Origin of the sequence: Streptomyces sp. NPDC093586, assembly GCF_044764905.1 — a bacterium.
GTDB lineage: Bacteria > Actinomycetota > Actinomycetes > Streptomycetales > Streptomycetaceae > Streptomyces.
Genome location: NZ_JBIWJA010000016.1, coordinates 56,298 through 71,200, shown reverse-complemented (window position 1 = coordinate 71,200; position 14,903 = coordinate 56,298). Strand labels below are relative to the sequence as shown.

The 14,903-nt window shown below is 73.7% G+C and carries 15 protein-coding genes and 1 pseudogene; 7 read left to right on the top strand and 9 right to left on the bottom strand.

Annotated elements, in window-relative coordinates; all coding sequences use genetic code 11:
• Nucleotides 1-36 precede the first annotated feature (36 nt).
• On the bottom strand, nucleotides 37-957 hold the full coding sequence (locus ACIRFH_RS18625) for an NADP-dependent oxidoreductase (protein WP_403521829.1): 921 nt from the start codon (nucleotides 955-957) through the stop codon (nucleotides 37-39).
• Between the two features lie 66 nt (nucleotides 958-1,023).
• Here ACIRFH_RS18625 and ACIRFH_RS18620 point away from each other — a divergent pair.
• Nucleotides 1,024-1,278: pseudogene (locus tag ACIRFH_RS18620) on the top strand (transposase); the annotation flags it as partial.
• An 18-nt stretch (nucleotides 1,279-1,296) separates the two neighbouring features.
• Here ACIRFH_RS18620 and ACIRFH_RS18615 read toward each other — a convergent pair.
• Nucleotides 1,297-1,935 (bottom strand): HD domain-containing protein, encoded by a 639-nt coding sequence (locus ACIRFH_RS18615; protein ID WP_403521827.1) that lies wholly within the window; start codon nucleotides 1,933-1,935, stop codon nucleotides 1,297-1,299.
• A gap of 117 nt (nucleotides 1,936-2,052) precedes the next feature.
• Complete coding sequence (locus ACIRFH_RS18610) at nucleotides 2,053-2,184, bottom strand: hypothetical protein (protein WP_403521825.1); 132 nt, start codon at nucleotides 2,182-2,184, stop codon at nucleotides 2,053-2,055.
• A gap of 612 nt (nucleotides 2,185-2,796) precedes the next feature.
• Between ACIRFH_RS18610 and ACIRFH_RS18605 the strand changes: the two genes are divergently transcribed.
• From ACIRFH_RS18605 to ACIRFH_RS18595, 3 genes are all read left to right on the top strand, one after another.
• Entirely contained in the window at nucleotides 2,797-4,011 is a 1,215-nt protein-coding gene (locus tag ACIRFH_RS18605; RefSeq protein WP_403521823.1) for a glycoside hydrolase family 64 protein, read from the top strand.
• A gap of 251 nt (nucleotides 4,012-4,262) precedes the next feature.
• Nucleotides 4,263-5,363: a PP2C family protein-serine/threonine phosphatase gene (locus ACIRFH_RS18600; protein ID WP_403522015.1), complete on the top strand. Its 1,101-nt coding sequence runs from the start codon at nucleotides 4,263-4,265 to the stop codon at nucleotides 5,361-5,363.
• Nucleotides 5,364-5,612: 249 nt separating this feature from the next.
• Nucleotides 5,613-5,834, top strand: a complete 222-nt coding sequence (locus ACIRFH_RS18595; protein ID WP_403521821.1) for a hypothetical protein — start codon at nucleotides 5,613-5,615, stop codon at nucleotides 5,832-5,834.
• A gap of 57 nt (nucleotides 5,835-5,891) precedes the next feature.
• Here the strand turns inward: ACIRFH_RS18595 and ACIRFH_RS18590 are convergent, their stop codons facing one another.
• The 4 genes from ACIRFH_RS18590 to ACIRFH_RS18575 all read right to left on the bottom strand — a co-directional run bounded on the left by ACIRFH_RS18590 (nucleotide 5,892) and on the right by ACIRFH_RS18575 (nucleotide 11,198).
• Nucleotides 5,892-6,377 carry a DUF5709 domain-containing protein gene (locus ACIRFH_RS18590; RefSeq protein ID WP_403521820.1) on the bottom strand — a complete coding sequence of 162 codons (486 nt, stop codon included), beginning with the start codon at nucleotides 6,375-6,377 and terminating at the stop codon, nucleotides 5,892-5,894.
• A gap of 72 nt (nucleotides 6,378-6,449) precedes the next feature.
• Nucleotides 6,450-7,925, bottom strand: coding sequence for a hypothetical protein (locus ACIRFH_RS18585; RefSeq protein ID WP_403521818.1), 1,476 nt, complete (start codon nucleotides 7,923-7,925; stop codon nucleotides 6,450-6,452).
• A gap of 181 nt (nucleotides 7,926-8,106) precedes the next feature.
• A complete protein-coding gene (locus ACIRFH_RS18580; RefSeq protein WP_403521816.1) occupies nucleotides 8,107-10,461 on the bottom strand; it encodes a glycoside hydrolase family 65 protein in 2,355 nt (784 codons plus the stop codon).
• On the bottom strand, nucleotides 10,458-11,198 hold the full coding sequence (locus ACIRFH_RS18575) for a beta-phosphoglucomutase family hydrolase (RefSeq protein WP_403521814.1): 741 nt from the start codon (nucleotides 11,196-11,198) through the stop codon (nucleotides 10,458-10,460). The genes ACIRFH_RS18580 and ACIRFH_RS18575 overlap by 4 nt, the downstream gene beginning before the upstream one ends.
• A 121-nt stretch (nucleotides 11,199-11,319) precedes the next feature.
• Between ACIRFH_RS18575 and ACIRFH_RS18570 the strand changes: the two genes are divergently transcribed.
• Nucleotides 11,320-12,036 carry a nucleoside/nucleotide kinase family protein gene (locus ACIRFH_RS18570; RefSeq protein ID WP_403521812.1) on the top strand — a complete coding sequence of 239 codons (717 nt, stop codon included), beginning with the start codon at nucleotides 11,320-11,322 and terminating at the stop codon, nucleotides 12,034-12,036.
• Between the two features lie 271 nt (nucleotides 12,037-12,307).
• On the opposite strand, the gene ACIRFH_RS18565 is transcribed toward ACIRFH_RS18570, so the two are convergent.
• Together ACIRFH_RS18565 and ACIRFH_RS18560 are read right to left on the bottom strand one after the other, a co-directional pair.
• Nucleotides 12,308-12,709, bottom strand: coding sequence for a DUF3662 domain-containing protein (locus ACIRFH_RS18565; RefSeq protein WP_403521810.1), 402 nt, complete (start codon nucleotides 12,707-12,709; stop codon nucleotides 12,308-12,310).
• 86 nt (nucleotides 12,710-12,795) lie between these two features.
• Nucleotides 12,796-12,957, bottom strand: a complete 162-nt coding sequence (locus ACIRFH_RS18560) for a hypothetical protein (protein ID WP_403521808.1) — start codon at nucleotides 12,955-12,957, stop codon at nucleotides 12,796-12,798.
• 251 nt (nucleotides 12,958-13,208) lie between these two features.
• Here ACIRFH_RS18560 and ACIRFH_RS18555 point away from each other — a divergent pair, with 251 nt between their 5' ends.
• Nucleotides 13,209-14,126, top strand: coding sequence for a MurR/RpiR family transcriptional regulator (locus ACIRFH_RS18555; protein ID WP_403521806.1), 918 nt, complete (start codon nucleotides 13,209-13,211; stop codon nucleotides 14,124-14,126).
• Between the two features lie 300 nt (nucleotides 14,127-14,426).
• Complete coding sequence (locus ACIRFH_RS18550) at nucleotides 14,427-14,810, top strand: hypothetical protein (RefSeq protein WP_403521804.1); 384 nt, start codon at nucleotides 14,427-14,429, stop codon at nucleotides 14,808-14,810.
• Nucleotides 14,811-14,903 lie beyond the last annotated feature (93 nt).

The window sequence follows — 14,903 nt, the reverse complement described above, 5'->3', positions numbered from 1 at the left end:
GCGCGCCGGTGCCGGTCGGCCGGGCGGTCCTCGCGTTCAGTCCTCCGCGACGCGGATGACCGTGCGGCCGGGGACGCGCTCGCGCCGGGCGAAGGCGGCGGCTGCCTCGGCCAGCGGCCGGACCGCGCCGATCCGTACCCGGAGCCTGCCGTCCCGCACCCGCTGGGCGAGATCGGCCAGGCGTGCGCGGTCGGGTTCCACGACGAAGAAGACCACTCGTCCGTCCTGGGGGCGCACGGTGGGCGGCCGGGCGATGGTGACGAGCGTGCCGCCGGGCCGCACGAGGGCGGCCGAGCGGTCGAGGACGCCACCGCCGATCACGTCGAACACGACGTCGGCCCGGCCTGCGTCCTCCCACCCGTCGGCCTCCAGATCGAGGAACGCGTGCGCGCCCAGGCCGAGGACGGTGTCCCGGTCGGCGAAGCGACCCGTGCCCACCACGCGGGCTCCCGCGTCGTGGGCGAGCTGGACGGCGATCGAGCCGACCGCGCCGGCGGCGCCGTGGATCAGGACGGTCTGTCCGGTGGTGAGCCGGCCGTGGTCGAACAGGCCCTGCCAGGCGGTCAGTCCGGAGATCGGCAGCGCGGCCGCCACCGTGTGGTCGACGTCGGCGGGGAGCGGGGCGAGGTTGCGGGCCTCCACGGCCACGTACTCGGCGAGCGAGCCGTCGCGGGCCCAGTCGGTCGGTCCGAAGACCCGCTGGCCGATGGTGAGGCCGGTCGTTCCGTAGCCGAGTTCCGTCACCACGCCCGAGACCTCGTGCCCGGGCACGCTCGGGGTGCGGTCGCGGCCCGCGCGGTCGGTCCAGGTCGCGGGCCAGTCGAGTTCTCCCCGGGTGAAGCCCGCGGCGTGCACGCGCACGACGACGTCGTTCTCGGCGGCGTGGGGACGGGGCAGGTCCTCGAGGCTCAGCCCCGTGACGCCGGCCTCGCGGTCCCGGACAGTAATGGCTTGCACAGGCGTTCCCTTCTGGGTGTGTATGACACCGTTTCAGTCGGTGCGATCTTGCGGCGGTCCGGGGTGATGACCGCCGCGCCTGTCGAGCGGTTGGCGCCGAAAGTCCTGTGGGAGTTGTCCCAGCGGGTGGTCCCGCCGGCTCCTGGACGCCCGCGGGGCGGAGGACACCGTCGACGGGGGAACCGCGAGATGTCTGCCGCGATCGTCTTCGTGGCCACCGCGGGCCGCATCGGGAACCGGCTGCCACCGAGCTTCGGACGGTCGGGCGTGACCGCCTTTCGCCGGTTCACCGAGTGGACCCAGGCCCGGGTGTGGGGCGAGCCCCCGGGGCGAGGGGGGTCACCGGGGCCAAGGAGCGTCCATGACGCGCTGCACCATGGACGTACGGCGGAAACCGGGGACGAAGTGTTCCAGGACGTCCGCGTTGACGGTTCCGTAGGTGGTGTCCGGGCGATATGCGAGGCCGTCGACGAATACCCGCAGGAATTCCTTCTTGAAATCACCGCGAGGGTGTGCGGCGACGATCTCGTCCACCCGGCCGCCGTCCAGTCCGCCGAGTCCCCAGCCGATCGCGTCGGTCAGCACGCCGTGGTTCGTGGCGGCGACCTCGGGCTCCATCCGACCGGGGATCCCCGGTGTCGTGTGCAGGGCGATCGCCCTCCAGACCACCTCGGCGGCGTCCTCGGAGAACCCGCGGTCGAGCAGGAATCTCCGTGCGTGGTCGGCACCGTCCAGCTCGAAACGCTGCTGCGTGCCGGAGAACGGGACCAGCAGACCCGCGTCGTGGAACATCGCCGAGACGTAGAGCAACTCGGGATCGGGCTGCAGGTCCATTTCGCCCGCGTGGAGGGAAGCGAAGAGGAAAACCCGCCGGGAGTGGTGGAAGATCAGGGGATTCGTCCTCTCCCGGAGGAATTCCGTGGCCTCCGTGACGGCCGGGGTACCGGGTATTTCCACCCCTGCGATGGTGTCGGTCATGATCTCCTCGCCTTCCGCCGCGATGTGCTGTGAGTGGACCGTGCGTCCGTTCTCCACCAAGCCGGCCACGCGGCCCCCGGCGCCGCCTCGGTCCGACCGTGAACCACTCGAATCCGGTCACTCCAGGATGGGCCTGCGAACCCCGGCACGCATCGGGTGGCGACCCTCGTCCACGACGGGGTCGAACTCCTGGACGCCGTCGGCCCCGCCGAGGTCTTCGGCGAAGCGAATCCGCTCGGTGCCGACCACCGCATCGTCCTGGTACCGGCGTCGGGTGCCGGCGTGACCTCCTCGACCGGGATGCGGATCGCCGTGGTCGGCGGTGCCGCCGCGGAACCGGCCACCGACATGTTCCTGGTGCCGGGCGGAGACGACTGCCCAGGACCTCCGCCACTCGCGTCCCAGCCGGAGCCGCCGGGGATCCGGCGGCCCGGTGCGTCGAGTCGGTCCGCTTCGACAACGAGCAGTCCCTGCTCGACCAGGGGCACACGCCACACGAACGGTCTCCCTGGCCGGTTTCCCGGGTTACGAGAACCTGCGCCACGCCTTCGCACGCGAGTCGTCGATCAGCCCGGCCGCCCACCGGCGCCGGTTCGCGACCGCCCGCCGGGAGCAGGCCGAACAGCGTCCGACGCACCGGCACCGGCACCGGCACCGGCACGGGTGCGTCTCGGTCACCGCCCTGGGCACGCCACCCGGACCCGGGCGGAGCCACCCCAAGGGGCATACCACACGCAGCAGTTGGCGCGTGTCCGGACTGTTGGCCCCGGTGGGGCTTCTGCGTACCATCGGGCCACGGCCTGAGAGCGCTCTCAGAGCTGTTCAGATTGTCATGCCCCGATCATGCAGGAGACCCCCCACATGACTCCTCGTCATCACCGCCCCCTCGGTCGCCGCAAGCTGCTCACCGCGTTCGGCGGCGCGGTCGTGGCCGCGCCCGCCGTGGCCGCCGTCGCCCCCCAGGCCCTCGCCGGCACCGGCACCGGCGCGGACAGCGACGCGTCCGCGCCCGAAGCCGGCGGCGCCCTGCCGCTGACGATCGTCAACAGCACCGGTTCCTTCGGCAACGCCGACGTCCACGTCTACATCGTCGGCAACCAGGACGGCCGCCAGGTGCGCGTCGCCCCCGACGGCACCGCCGTGCCCGTGGCCCTGTCGGACAACGGGGCCGACGGCTACACCGACTACGCGATCGGTCTGGCCGACAGCGGCGCGACAACGCTGTCACTGCCGTACCTCTCCGGCCGGATCTACGTGTCGCTCGGCGCGAAGCTGAAGTTCAAGGCGGTTACCGACGGCAACGGCAACCCCGCACTGCGGTACCCGGCGGGCTGGGTCGCCTCCGACCCCGACTACGGGGTGCTGCACGACTGCGCCGAGTTCACGTACAACCCGGCCGGGATGTTCTGCAACACCACCATGGTCGACATGTTCAGCGTGCCGCTCAGTATCCGGCTGACCGGGGCGAAGGAACAGATCACGGGCACCCTGCGCCCCGGCGGGCGGGCAGCCGTCTTCGAGGCGGTGCGGCAGGTGCCGGAGTTCGCCCCGCTGGTCGTGGACGACCGCCGCGTGATCGCCCCGGGGCACGGCCTGGACGCCGGTCTGTTCCCCGAGGACTACCTCGCCCCGTACATCGACGAGGTGTGGAGCGCCTACACCGGCAGGGACCTCACGGTCACCACGAACGCCGGGACCTTCACGGGCCGGGTGCGCGGTGACCGGCTGACCTTCGACGGGCCCGCCCAGGTGTCCTTCGCCCGGCCGTCCACCCGGGACGTGCTGTTCTGCGACGGCGCCCTCGCCGCGCCCAACGACGGCACGACCGGTCCAGTCGCCGCGGTCCTCGGTGCCGGGTTCAACCGCTCCACCCTGCTGTCCTCGGCCGCCCAGCCGACGACGGACGCCGCGTCGTTCTACCGGACCGCCCTGACCAACCACTACGCCAGGGCGGTGCACGCGGCCACGCAGGACGGCAAGGCGTACGGCTTCGCCTTCGACGACGTGGCCGACTTCGCCTCCTACGTGCAGGACACCGCGCCCACCGGCATACGGCTCACCCTCACGGCGTTCTAGTGCCGCGGCAGGCGACGTTCGCCCCGTCGCGACGCCCGGCACGCTCCCCCGGAGGGGGTGCCTCCGCTCGCCGCACCGGACGAACGCTCGCCGCACCGGACGAAAGCCCGAGTACGTGCAGTACGAGGGCACGCCGGGAGCACGCACCGGACGCCGCTCCTCACCGGGCGAACGTCGCCTGCCGCGGCACCAGGCGCGCTTCCCGGCGTGCGCCGGGAAGCGCGCCGTAGGAGCGTGATGATGTGCGAAAGATGCTCGCCGTGCCGCCGCGCCGGAGTGATGACCGGCGCGGCTGGCTGCGGGGGGCTCCGCCGCCCGGCTGGGTGCGGGCGCTGCCGCTCGCCCTGGTCGTGGCGGTCTGCGCGGCGACGCTCCTCAGCGACCGCCCTCTCGACATCGGTTTCCTGCTGGGTGCCATCCCGCCGCTGGCCGTGCTGTCGTACAGCCCGCTGGCGACCGCCGCGCTGGGCTGTGTGGTGGTCGCCCTGCTGAGCACCCCGGCCTTCCGCCTCGACCGGCCGGGCGGCACCGATCTGCTGACCGTCGTCTTCGTCTCCCTGCTCAGCGTGTTCGTGTCCTTCGTGCGCAGTCGCCGCGACGCCCAGCTGGACCTGACGCGCACGGTCGCCGAGGCCGCCCAGCGCGCCGTCGCGCCCCCGCTGCCCGAGCGGGTCGGGGCGGTGCGCTGTACGGGGCTGTACCGGGCGGCGCAGCGCGGGACGCTGGTCGGCGGGGACTTCTTCGACGTGCGGGACGGTCCCTTCGGCGTCCGGGCCGTGATGGGCGACGTGCGGGGACACGGCCTGGCGGCGGTCTCGACGGTCGCCTCGCTGCTGGGGGCGTTCCGGGAGGCGGTGCTCGACCAGCCCGACCTGGTGTCGGTCGCCGCCCGGCTCGACCGCAGGCTGCTGGTGGACTCGGCCGACGTGCGGCACGCCGAGCTGTTCGCGACGGCCGCGCTGCTGGAGTTCTCCGCCGACGTCCGGGAGGTGCGCGTCGTCGTCTGCGGCAGTCCGCCGCCCCTCCTGCTGCGCGGCACGAGGGCCACGGAGCTGGAGGTCTCACCGTGGACACCGCTCGGGCTCGGGCTGGCGGACGCCGGCGCGATGGAGGCGAGCACGGTCTCGCTGTGCCCCGGTGACCGGCTCTTCCTCGCGTCCGACGGGGTCCTCGAGGCCAGGGACGGCGGCGGTGCGTTCTACCCGCTGGCCGACCGGCTGACCACGCTCGCCGCCGGGGAGCCCGCCGCGCTCGCCGAGCGCGTCTGGGCGGATCTGGTGGGCTTCTGCCCGGACGTGGACGACGACGTCACGATACTCGTCCTCACCCCTTCTCCCCCGTCGGCGGGCTGAGGCCCCGCTCGTCCTCCCCCTCGGCGCCGGTGCGGCTGTCCGTCACGCGCCCGCCCTTTCCGCCGGGCGGATCCGCTCGATGCGTCCCGTGGGACGCCGTGTCGCCGAATGCGGCACGTCGGGGCCGGTCCTCCGGATGCGCGGACCCCCGGGGCATTGAATGGTGTTATCGGGATAGTCGGGACCGATAGCCAGAGCACCACAAGGGCACCGGCACCGAAGCAGCGATCCGGACCGAGGAGCAGTCATATGACCACATCAGAGCCCGATGCCTCCCGGTCGTCCGAAGTCCGCGCGAACGAGGACCTCACCACTCCGGACGACCGGCTCCACGCCCGCACCGGCACCGAGGTGTCCCCCGAGGACATCGTTCTCGCGGCCGGCCGGGACCTCACCCCGAAGAACCTCGAGTGGGCCAGGAACAAGCTGACCGATGAGGGCCCCGCCGCCCTCGACAAACTGCTGCCCTGACCGAACCGCCGTGAGGGGACCGCCCGGCACCCGGCCGGGCGGTCCCCTCACGAGGGTCTAGCGTTCCTCGCGGTCCGGCAGCGCCGTCTCGTCCTCCACGACGTGCATGGCGGCCTCCTCGGCACCGGCGGCTCCCCCGTCGACGCCCACGTCCTCGGCGACCGTCTCCTTGGTCGTGTCGGTGCGCACGCCCTCGTCGGGGGCGACCAGGCGGCCGGAGCGCTCGGTGCCCGCCTCGGGGTCGACCGGCTCGCCCTCTCCGCCGGGCTCGTCGCCCACACCGTCCCCGTCGGGCGCGGACACGTCGGGCACCTCCTGGGACAGCCGCTCGTCCAGGGTCTCGCCGTCGTGCTGCTCGGCGGCCGTGGTGCCGTGCTTGGTCACGCCCAGGGGCTTCTCCGGCGGGGAGTAGCCCTCGTCGAGGGTCTCGTCGTAGTCCCGCTCGTCGACGGCGTCCTGGAGGTCGAGGGGCGCGGCGTCCTCCTGCTCCTCGTTGCTCCCGGTGGGCTGGTAGACGTCGTCGGCCATCGGGTCCGTGCCCATCGCTGCCTCCCTTGCGCGCTGCGTCGGCTCGGTCGTGTCGGTGTCCGGTTCGCGTTTCCCGATTCGCGATCTCTAACCCGGGGGAGCGACGCGGATGTCCAGGCCGCCGATGCGGTACGGGGTCCAGGAGCGGGCGTAGGCGGGCGGGGTGCCGCCCGGTGCGGTGAGGGAGGCGACGGGGATCCGGCGGGCCGTGTCCAGGATCTCGGCGACCGTGGTGTTCTCGTTGTTGCCGCTGGTGGCGCCGGAGGAGCAACCGGTGTAGTAGCCGATCGGGACGGCCTCGTGACCGGTGAGCAGACAGGGCGGGCGGACGCCGAGGCGGTGCAGGGTGTCCGCCGTGCGGGCCCAGTCCTCGCGGCTCTGGGCGGTGCGGTCCACGAGATACACGAGGACGACGAGCTGCACCGCGAGGTGTCCGGCCAGGGCGAGGGCGACCAGCGGGGCGCCCACCGGCCGCCACCGGCCGCGGGGGGTGCGGGCCAGGTGCCACAGCGCGTCGGCGACGGGGACGGCCAGCAGGGCGTAGGCGGGCTGCAGGAAGCGGGGCGCCGCGTATCCGATCATGAACAGGTACGGCAGGGCGGCGGTGGCGGCGCAGGCGAGCGGGACGAGCGTACGGGCGGTGCGCCGGGCCCGGACCGCGACGGCCAGGGCGAGGAGGGCGAGGACCGGCAGCAGGAGCCACCACAGGGTGATGGGCGGGGGCGGGATCGATCCGGTGCACGGGCGGCACAGCGCGCGTCCGCCCAGGCTGCGCAGCTGGTCGTCGACGGCTGACTGCAGGCCGAGGCCGCCCTGGATGCGGGAGGCCTCCGCCAGCCGCTCCCCCAGGCCGCCGTACCGGGCGTACGCCTCGATCACCCACTCCACTCCCCCGGCCGCGAGGCCGCCCACGAGGGCGAGCAGCGTCCGCAGGTGCCGGCGCACCAGGGCGAGGAACAGCAGGGGAAGGGTCACCCATACGGCGTCGGTGGGCCGCATCCACGCCATGAGGGCGGCGCCGGCCACCACTCCCCACAGCACCGCCCGGCCCGGCCCGTCCCGCCGGGCCCGCAGGAAGCAGCCGACGCAGATCAGCGTGCCGACGGCGACCCAGTAGTTGGGCATGGCCTGCGGGCCGTAGAAGAGGGTCACCCACAGGCCGGTGAGGAGGGCGCCGCCGGTGGCCAGGACGCGGACCGGGAAAAGGCCCCGCCAGGCCCGCATGCCCAGGTACAGGCCGGCCCCGGAGAGCACGGCGAGGTAGACACGCAGCAGTCCGGTGGACGAGGACCAGGAGGCGACGGGCGCCACCAGCAGGGAGACGCCGCGGGCGCGCGGGGCGCTGAAGAAGGCGGCCGGGTGGTGCGTGGTGACCTGGCTGACGTAGACGGTCTCGTCCCAGCCGAGACCCAGGCCGGGCCGTACGAGCAGCAGTTGGACCAGGGTGAAGGCGGCGGCCACCGCGGCGAGCGGGGCGTCGCCGCCCGGGCGCCGGGTGGTGCCGGACGCCGTCGGCCCGTGTCGCCGTCCGCCGGTGAGCAGGGCGCTCGCGCCGCCGGCCATCGCGCTCCCCTCACCCCCGCCGCCCGCGGGGACGCTCGCACCTCGCCTCCCACCGCCACGGCGGGAGCCCGGCGACCCGGAATCCGAGGTCAAGCTAACCCGCGCGCCGCGGACGCGCAGGGCGGAATGCGGAATACGGCCGGGTCGGGCCGGTCCGTCCCGTCCCGCGCGTCCGGTCCGGTCAGCGGGCGTTCGGACGGCGGTGCGGGGGCTGCTCGGGGGTCGGGCGCCGTTTGGGCGCGGGAACGGCGCGGGTGACGGGGCCGTCCCCGTTCATGAGCACCGGGCTCCCGTGGTGGTGGATCGTCAGGGGATCGCCCGCCAGCAGCGTGTACGTCGCCTTGTCGCCCTCGATCTCCACGCTCACGCACCGGCCGCGGAACTGGAGCCGGAAGGCCAGCCGGCTGAACTTCTCGGGCAGCCTCGGAGAGAACCGGAGGCTCTCGCCGTCGCGGCGGGTACCGCCGAAGCCGGCGACCAGCGCCATCCACGTCCCGGCCAGGGAGGCGATGTGCAGTCCGTCGCGGGTGTTGTGCTCCAGGTCCGCCAGGTCCATCAGGGCGGCCTCGGCGGCGTAGTCGTAGGCCAGGCGCAGATGTCCGGTCTGGGCGGCGACGACGGCCTGGCAGCACGCCGACAGGGAGGAGTCGCGCACGGTCAGCGGCTCGTAGTAGGCGAAGTTGCGGGCCATCTGGTCCTCGTCGCAGTGCGCGTCGAACCAGCTGCCGCAGGTGTACATCGCGAGGACCAGGTCGGACTGTTTGACGACCTGTTTGCGGTAGAGGTCGAAGTAGGGGAAGTGCAGCATCAGCGGGTACTGGTCGGCGCGGGTGCCGGCGAAGTCCCAGCGCTGGTGGCGGGTGAAGCCGGCGTCCTGCTCGTGCACGCGCAGCTCCTCGTTGTACGGGATGTGCACGGCCTCGGCGGCGTCCCGCCAGGCGGCGCTCTCCTCCTCGTCGACGCCGAGCCGGGACGCCCGGTCGGGGTGGCGTTCGCAGGCGTCGGCGGCGTTGAGGAGGTTCGAGCGCGCCATGAGGTTGGTGTACACGTTGTCGTCGGCGATGGCGCTGTACTCGTCGGGGCCGGTGACGCCGTCGATGTGGAAGACGCCGTGGTGGTCGTGGTGGCCGAGGGAGCGCCACAGCCGGGCGGTCTCCACCAGGAGTTCCAGGCCCGTGTCCCGTTCGAAGTCGCTGTCGCCGGTCGCCGCCACGTACCGCACCACCGCGTGCGCGATGTCGGCGCCCACGTGGAAGGCAGCCGTGCCGGCCGGCCAGTACGCGGAGCCCTCCGAGCCGTCGATGGTCCGCCACGGGAACGCGGCGCCGCGCAGCCCCAGTTGCGCGGCGCGTTCCCGGGCGGCGGGCAGGGTGTCCTGTCGCCAGCGCAGCGCCTCGGCGACGGCCCTGGGCTCGGTGTAGGTCAGCACGGGCAGGACGAACATCTCGGTGTCCCAGAAGGCGTGTCCGTCGTACCCGGATCCGGTCAGGCCCTTGGCCGGGATCGCCCGCTGCTCGGCGCGGGCACCGGCCTGCAGCACGTGGAACAGGGCGAAGCGGACGGCCTGCTGGATCTCCTCGTCGCCGTGCACCTCGACGTCCGCCCGGGCCCAGAAGTCGTCGAGGTAGGCCCGCTGTTCGGCCACCAGCCCGTCCCAGCCGCTCTGCGCGGCGGCGGCCAGCGCCGCCTCGACCTGGTCGCTCATCGCGGGCCGGGAGCGGGCGCTGGACCAGCCGTGGGCGACCGTCTTCTGCACGCGCAGCCGCTGTCCCGGCTCCAGGGCGGAGGTGATGGTCAGGCGGGCCACGTCCACGTTGCTCTCGCTGCTGGTGGCGGTCTGCTCGGGGCCGTCGACGACGTGGTCGGCGGCCACGGCGACCCTGAGGCCGCTGCGCCGGGTGCGGTGGACCAGGCGCAGCCGGGGGCCGAGCGCCAGGTCCTCCTCCGGTTCGAGCGGGGACTTCAGCGCCTTGGCCGTGCGCGGGTCGCCGTCCGGGTCGGGCAGGCTCTCGTTGGCGACGAGTTCGGACTGGATGACCACGCGGATGCGGCTGTCGACGGGTTCCACCTCGTACTCGACGGCGGCGATGGCCCGCTGGGTGAGGGAGACCAGCCGGGTGGAGCGCACCCGGATGGTCGAGCCGGCCGGCGAGGTCCACTCGCAGATCCGCTCCAGCACCCCGCGCCGCAGGTCCAGGGTGCGTTCGTGTTTGACGAGCCGTCCGTAGCGCAGGTCGAAGGGCTCGTCGTCGACCAGCAGGCGCAGCAGCTTGCCGTTGGTGACGTTGATGACGGTCTGCCCGGACTCGGGGTAGCCGTAGCCGGCCTCGGCGTAGGGCAGGGGGTGGAGTTCGTAGACGCCGTTGAGGTAGCTGCCGGGCAGGCCGTGCGGTTCTCCCTCGTCGAGGTTGCCGCGCCAGCCGATGTGCCCGTTGGAGAGGGCGAAGACGGACTCGCTCTGGGCGAGGAGGTCGAGGTTGAGTTCGGTCTCGCGCACGGACCAGGGCTCGACCGCGTAGGTCCGGTTGGTGATCACGCCTGGCCCCCCAGCTCGGCGAGGTCCTTGACGACGCGGTCGGCGCCGTGGGCGTACAGGGCGTCGGTCTGGCCGACGCGGTCGACGCCGACGACGTAGCCGAAGCGGCCGGAACGGCCGGCGTCCATGCCGGCGAGGGCGTCCTCGAAGACGGCGGCGCGGGACGGCTCGACGCCGAGGTCGCGGGCGGCGGCCAGGAAGGTGTCGGGGTGGGGTTTGCCCGGCAGTTTCCGCTCGCGCGCCACCACGCCGTCGATCCGTACGTCGAACAGGTGCTCGGCGTGGATGGAGCGCAGGACGTCCACGGTGTTGGCGCTGGAGGAGACGATCGCGGTGGCGAGCCCGGCCGAGCGGACGGCGTCGATGTAGCGCAGTGTGCCGTCGTACGCCTCGACGCCCTCGGTGCGGATCTTCTCCAGGACCAGTTCGTTCTTGCGGTTGCCGACCCCGTTGATCGTCCGCGCGTCGGGCGGGTCGTCCAAAGACCCCTCGGGGAGGTCGATGCCGCGGGAGGCGAGGAAGCTGCGCACTCCGTCCGCGCGGGGGCGGCCGTCGACGTACTCGTCGTAGTCGGAGTCGGTGAACGGGCGGAAGTCCGCGCCGTCCCGCTCGCGCAGGAAGGCGTCGAACGTCTCCTTCCAGGCGGCGGCGTGCACCACCGCCGTCCGGGTGACGACCCCGTCGAGGTCGAAGAGGCAGGCCTGGATGTCGTCGGGAAGTCCGAGCTGCGTCGTCATACCCGACACAGTTCCCCGCCGGGGCGCATCCCATCGGGTGGTACGTGCCACAAGACGGCCGGCGGTCGGGAGGAGGGACCGCCCACCCGGCGGCGGGCCGCCGGGTGGCACACTCTGCGGTGTGCCGCTGACCTTCGACGATCTGCTCATCCGGGCCCGTTCCCTCCCGCGCGGCGGACGGCGCGCGATCCTCGGCGTCGCCGGGAGTCCCGGCGCCGGGAAGTCGACGCTCGCCGAGGCCCTGGTGCGGGAGCTGAACAAGACGGACGGGACGTGGGCCGCGCACGTCCCCATGGACGGTTTCCACCTCGCCGACGCCGAGCTGGACCGGCTCGGCCGCCGGGACCGCAAGGGCGCGCCGGACACCTTCGACGCGGCCGGGTACGCGGCCCTGCTGCGCCGGCTGCGCGAGGAGCCGGCCGACGACGGAGGCGACGCGACGGGCGTGGGAAACGTGAGGGGTGTGGAGGACGTGGGGGACACGGTCTACGCGCCCGGTTTCGAGCGGGTGCTGGAGCAGCCGATCGCCGGGGCCGTCCCGGTGCCGCCGTCGGCCCGGCTGGTCGTGACGGAGGGCAACTACCTTCTGCTGGGCACCGGCGCGTGGGCGCGGGTGCGGTCCTGGCTCGACGAGGTGTGGTTCTGCGAGGTGCCCGAGACGGAGCGGGTCCGCCGACTGGTGGCCCGGCACGAGGAGTTCGGCAAGTCCCACGAGGACGCGGTGGCTTGGGTCCTCGGCACCGACCAGCGCAACGCCGACCTGGTGGCCGCGACCCGCGACCGCGCCGACCTCGTCGTCCCGAAGACGGCACTGCCCCGTGGGGGCCCGCCGCGCTGAACTCCGCCGCGCACCGCCCCGTCATGAGCGAGCGGGTCCGGTCGGTCCGCAAGAGCGGCGGAGTGCCCTCCCCCCACGGCATCGGGGCCGCCGGTCCGCGACCGGTGCCCGCGCGGGGGCGCGCGGGCCGCTGATCGTGTCCGCCTCCGCGGCGGCCGGGGCGACGGGACGGCCGGCCGCACCGGCCGGCGGCAGCCGGTCCGTCGACGACGTCGGTCACTCGATCACGGCCCACCGCCGCCGAGGCGGGGGAGACGCGTGAGGCGCGCCGTCAGGACGCCGCGTTCGGGAACCGCTCGGCGCTGACGTGCGGCAGCACGCCGCTCGCCACGCGATAGCGGCCGTTGGGCACGTCGGCGGACTTGCCGACGTGCACCGCCAGCGGGCCCGCCCACTCGTACCCGCGCCGCTCGGCGTGCCGGACCAGGCTGTCGGTGAGCACCTGGCCCACCCGGCCGCCACGGCGCGTCAGTTCCTCGTGGACGGCCTCGGCGAGCTCGACGTCGTAGGCGTTGGGGACCATGACCCGGCCTTCGGCGCAGACCACGGCGTTGCTGTCGCACTCGGTGCGCAGGGCGTCGAGGAGCTCGACGGGTTCCTTGTCGAGCACCCGCGCCCACAGCGCTTCCCATCGGTCTTCCAGGGCCTTCTCCAGCGCGCTGATGGCGCCCATGCGGTGTCACCTGCCGGTGTTCGGGGTCGGATGTTCTCGGGTCCGGGTGCCGTGGGGCGCCCGGTCGGCGCGCGGTTACGGCGCGGTCATTCCTCGTCGTAGTCGTCGGGCCGCACGTGGGCCTCCTCCAGGGCCTCGCGCATGGTCCGGCCGGTGCCGCCGGGCGGACGCGGGGTGTTCTCCTCGCGCTGCTCCAGGACGTCGTCGGTGGTGTCGGTCTTCGGCCGGTTCTCTTCCGGGACGGTCATGACGGGGGCTCCTCGTCGCTGGTGCGGGTTCTTCCGTGGCGGCGGGTTCCCGCCCGGCACGGTGCTATCCCCCCACGGGGCGACACGCCTCCCGCGCGCGTCCCGGGACGCCTCCCCCGCCGGGGCGTCGCACCGGTCCGCGCGGGACGGACCACCCGGCCGCTCGGAGCCCCGGCCGCCCTGGACGACGCCCTGGCGGGCACGGCCGGTGGGCTATGTTGACCTTCGTGGGAGACAAAGGAGGCGCGCCCGTGCCATCGCCGCAGCAGGCACGCGCACAGGCATCGGCGATCACCTCGGGGCGGACGGCCCCGGAAACGGAGGTCTCCCCCACGTCCCGGCTGAGGGCGTTGTTCGACCGTCCCCGTCTCTCCCCGGGCCAGCGGCGCATCGCCCAGTACCTGATCGAGAACCTCACCGAGGCGGCGTTCCTGTCGATCACGGACCTCGCCGACCGGGTCGGCGTGAGCCAGCCGTCGGTGACACGGTTCGCGTCGGCGGTCGGCTTCAGCGGCTACCCGGCGCTGCGGGAGCGGCTGCAGTCGATCGCGCTGGGCAGCCGCGGCGGCGGCGCGGCCGAGGAGAACGGCGGCAACGAACTGCAGGCGGCCGTCGACGCCGAGATCGAGAACCTGGAGAACCTGCGGCGCGACTTCGCCGACCCCGGGCAGGTGGTCGAGACCGGCCGGAAACTGGCCGCGTCGGCGCCGCTGACCGTGCTCGGGCTGCGGATCTCCGTGTCGCTCGCCGAGTACTTCGCCTACGCCGCCCGCCGCGTCCACCCCGACGTCCGGCTGGTCACCCGTGGCGGCAGCGTCGCCTACGACGCCCTGTTGCAGTCCCGGGAGGCGGGCGGTACCTGGGTGCTGGCCTTCTCCCTGCCCCGGCACGCCCGGGAGACCCTGGGCGCCGTCCGGGTGGCCCGCGACGCCGGGCTGAGGGTGGCGCTGATCACCGACCTGGCGCTCGGCCCGGTGGCCGACGAGGCCGACGTCACCTTCGCCACCGGCACCGGGTCCCGGCTGGTCTTCGACTCGTACGCGGCGCCGGGCGTGATGTGCGCTGCGCTGCTCCAGGCCATGACCGACGCCGATCCGGAACGGACCCAGGCCCGGCTGGAGAAGTACGAGCAGATCGCGGAGCAGCACCAGTTCTTCCTGCGGGACTGAGCCGCCCGCCGGGCGCGCGGGCCCGGGCCTCTCGTCGAAGCAGGCATGAATGTTTTCATACGTCTTGCAAAGCGGATCGCATATATAAATACTGCTCACGGATCGCGACCCGGACGTCCGGACCGCGTCCGCATCTGCGCGAACACCCCGGCCGCCGACTCCTACCCGCTCCGGCGCGCTCCGAGGTGTTCGGCCGGGCACCGCCTGCGCGAGCGCCCGCGGCGGTCCCGGTCATCCCCTGGGCCGGGGCCGTCCCCCCACCCGTCGCAGCACCCCGTCGGCGCCGCACACCCGGAAGCGATGATCATGCCCCTGACGACCACACGTCTCAGCCAGGACTGGCCGTGCCAGGTCAAGAACCCCGGCAGCTACGACTGGGAGCGCTCGGCGGCCAAGTGGCTGCGCGAGCTGGTGCCGGCCCGCTACGCCGGCTATCCGGCGCTGATCCGGCACCCCGTCCTGCTCGCCCGCCACGCGCAGATCCAGGTGCAGCACGAGATCCGGGTGGCCCGGACCGCGCTGCGGACCGCCCGGGCCGACCTGCCGCGACTCGGCCTGCACGAATCGGTCATCGAGCACACGATCAAGCTGTACGCGGCGGAGCTCCGGCAGCTCCAGCACATCGCGCGCAGCGTGCGCGCGGTCACCGAGGCCCTGGTCGAACGGAGTACGGCCGGGCGCTGACCCGCGCCCCGGTGGCACGGAACGGTCGCCCGGAGGGTGCGTCCCGGGCCGGCCGGCGGACGTCCGCACCCCGCCGCGGAGCCGGTGGGACAA

What these genes read in the sequence shown, in the direction of transcription:
- ACIRFH_RS18615 (WP_403521827.1), bottom strand. Translation starts at nt 1,935, where the DNA reads ATGACCGACACCATCGCAGGGGTGGAAATACCCGGTACCCCGGCCGTC.
- ACIRFH_RS18605 (WP_403521823.1), top strand. Translation starts at nt 2,797, where the DNA reads ATGACTCCTCGTCATCACCGCCCCCTCGGTCGCCGCAAGCTGCTCACC.
- ACIRFH_RS18600 (WP_403522015.1), top strand. Translation starts at nt 4,263, where the DNA reads ATGCTCGCCGTGCCGCCGCGCCGGAGTGATGACCGGCGCGGCTGGCTG.
- ACIRFH_RS18595 (WP_403521821.1), top strand. Translation starts at nt 5,613, where the DNA reads ATGACCACATCAGAGCCCGATGCCTCCCGGTCGTCCGAAGTCCGCGCG.
- ACIRFH_RS18590 (WP_403521820.1), bottom strand. Translation starts at nt 6,377, where the DNA reads ATGGGCACGGACCCGATGGCCGACGACGTCTACCAGCCCACCGGGAGC.
- ACIRFH_RS18585 (WP_403521818.1), bottom strand. Translation starts at nt 7,925, where the DNA reads ATGGCCGGCGGCGCGAGCGCCCTGCTCACCGGCGGACGGCGACACGGG.
- ACIRFH_RS18575 (WP_403521814.1), bottom strand. Translation starts at nt 11,198, where the DNA reads ATGACGACGCAGCTCGGACTTCCCGACGACATCCAGGCCTGCCTCTTC.
- ACIRFH_RS18565 (WP_403521810.1), bottom strand. Translation starts at nt 12,709, where the DNA reads ATGGGCGCCATCAGCGCGCTGGAGAAGGCCCTGGAAGACCGATGGGAA.
- ACIRFH_RS18560 (WP_403521808.1), bottom strand. Translation starts at nt 12,957, where the DNA reads ATGACCGTCCCGGAAGAGAACCGGCCGAAGACCGACACCACCGACGAC.
- ACIRFH_RS18550 (WP_403521804.1), top strand. Translation starts at nt 14,427, where the DNA reads ATGATCATGCCCCTGACGACCACACGTCTCAGCCAGGACTGGCCGTGC.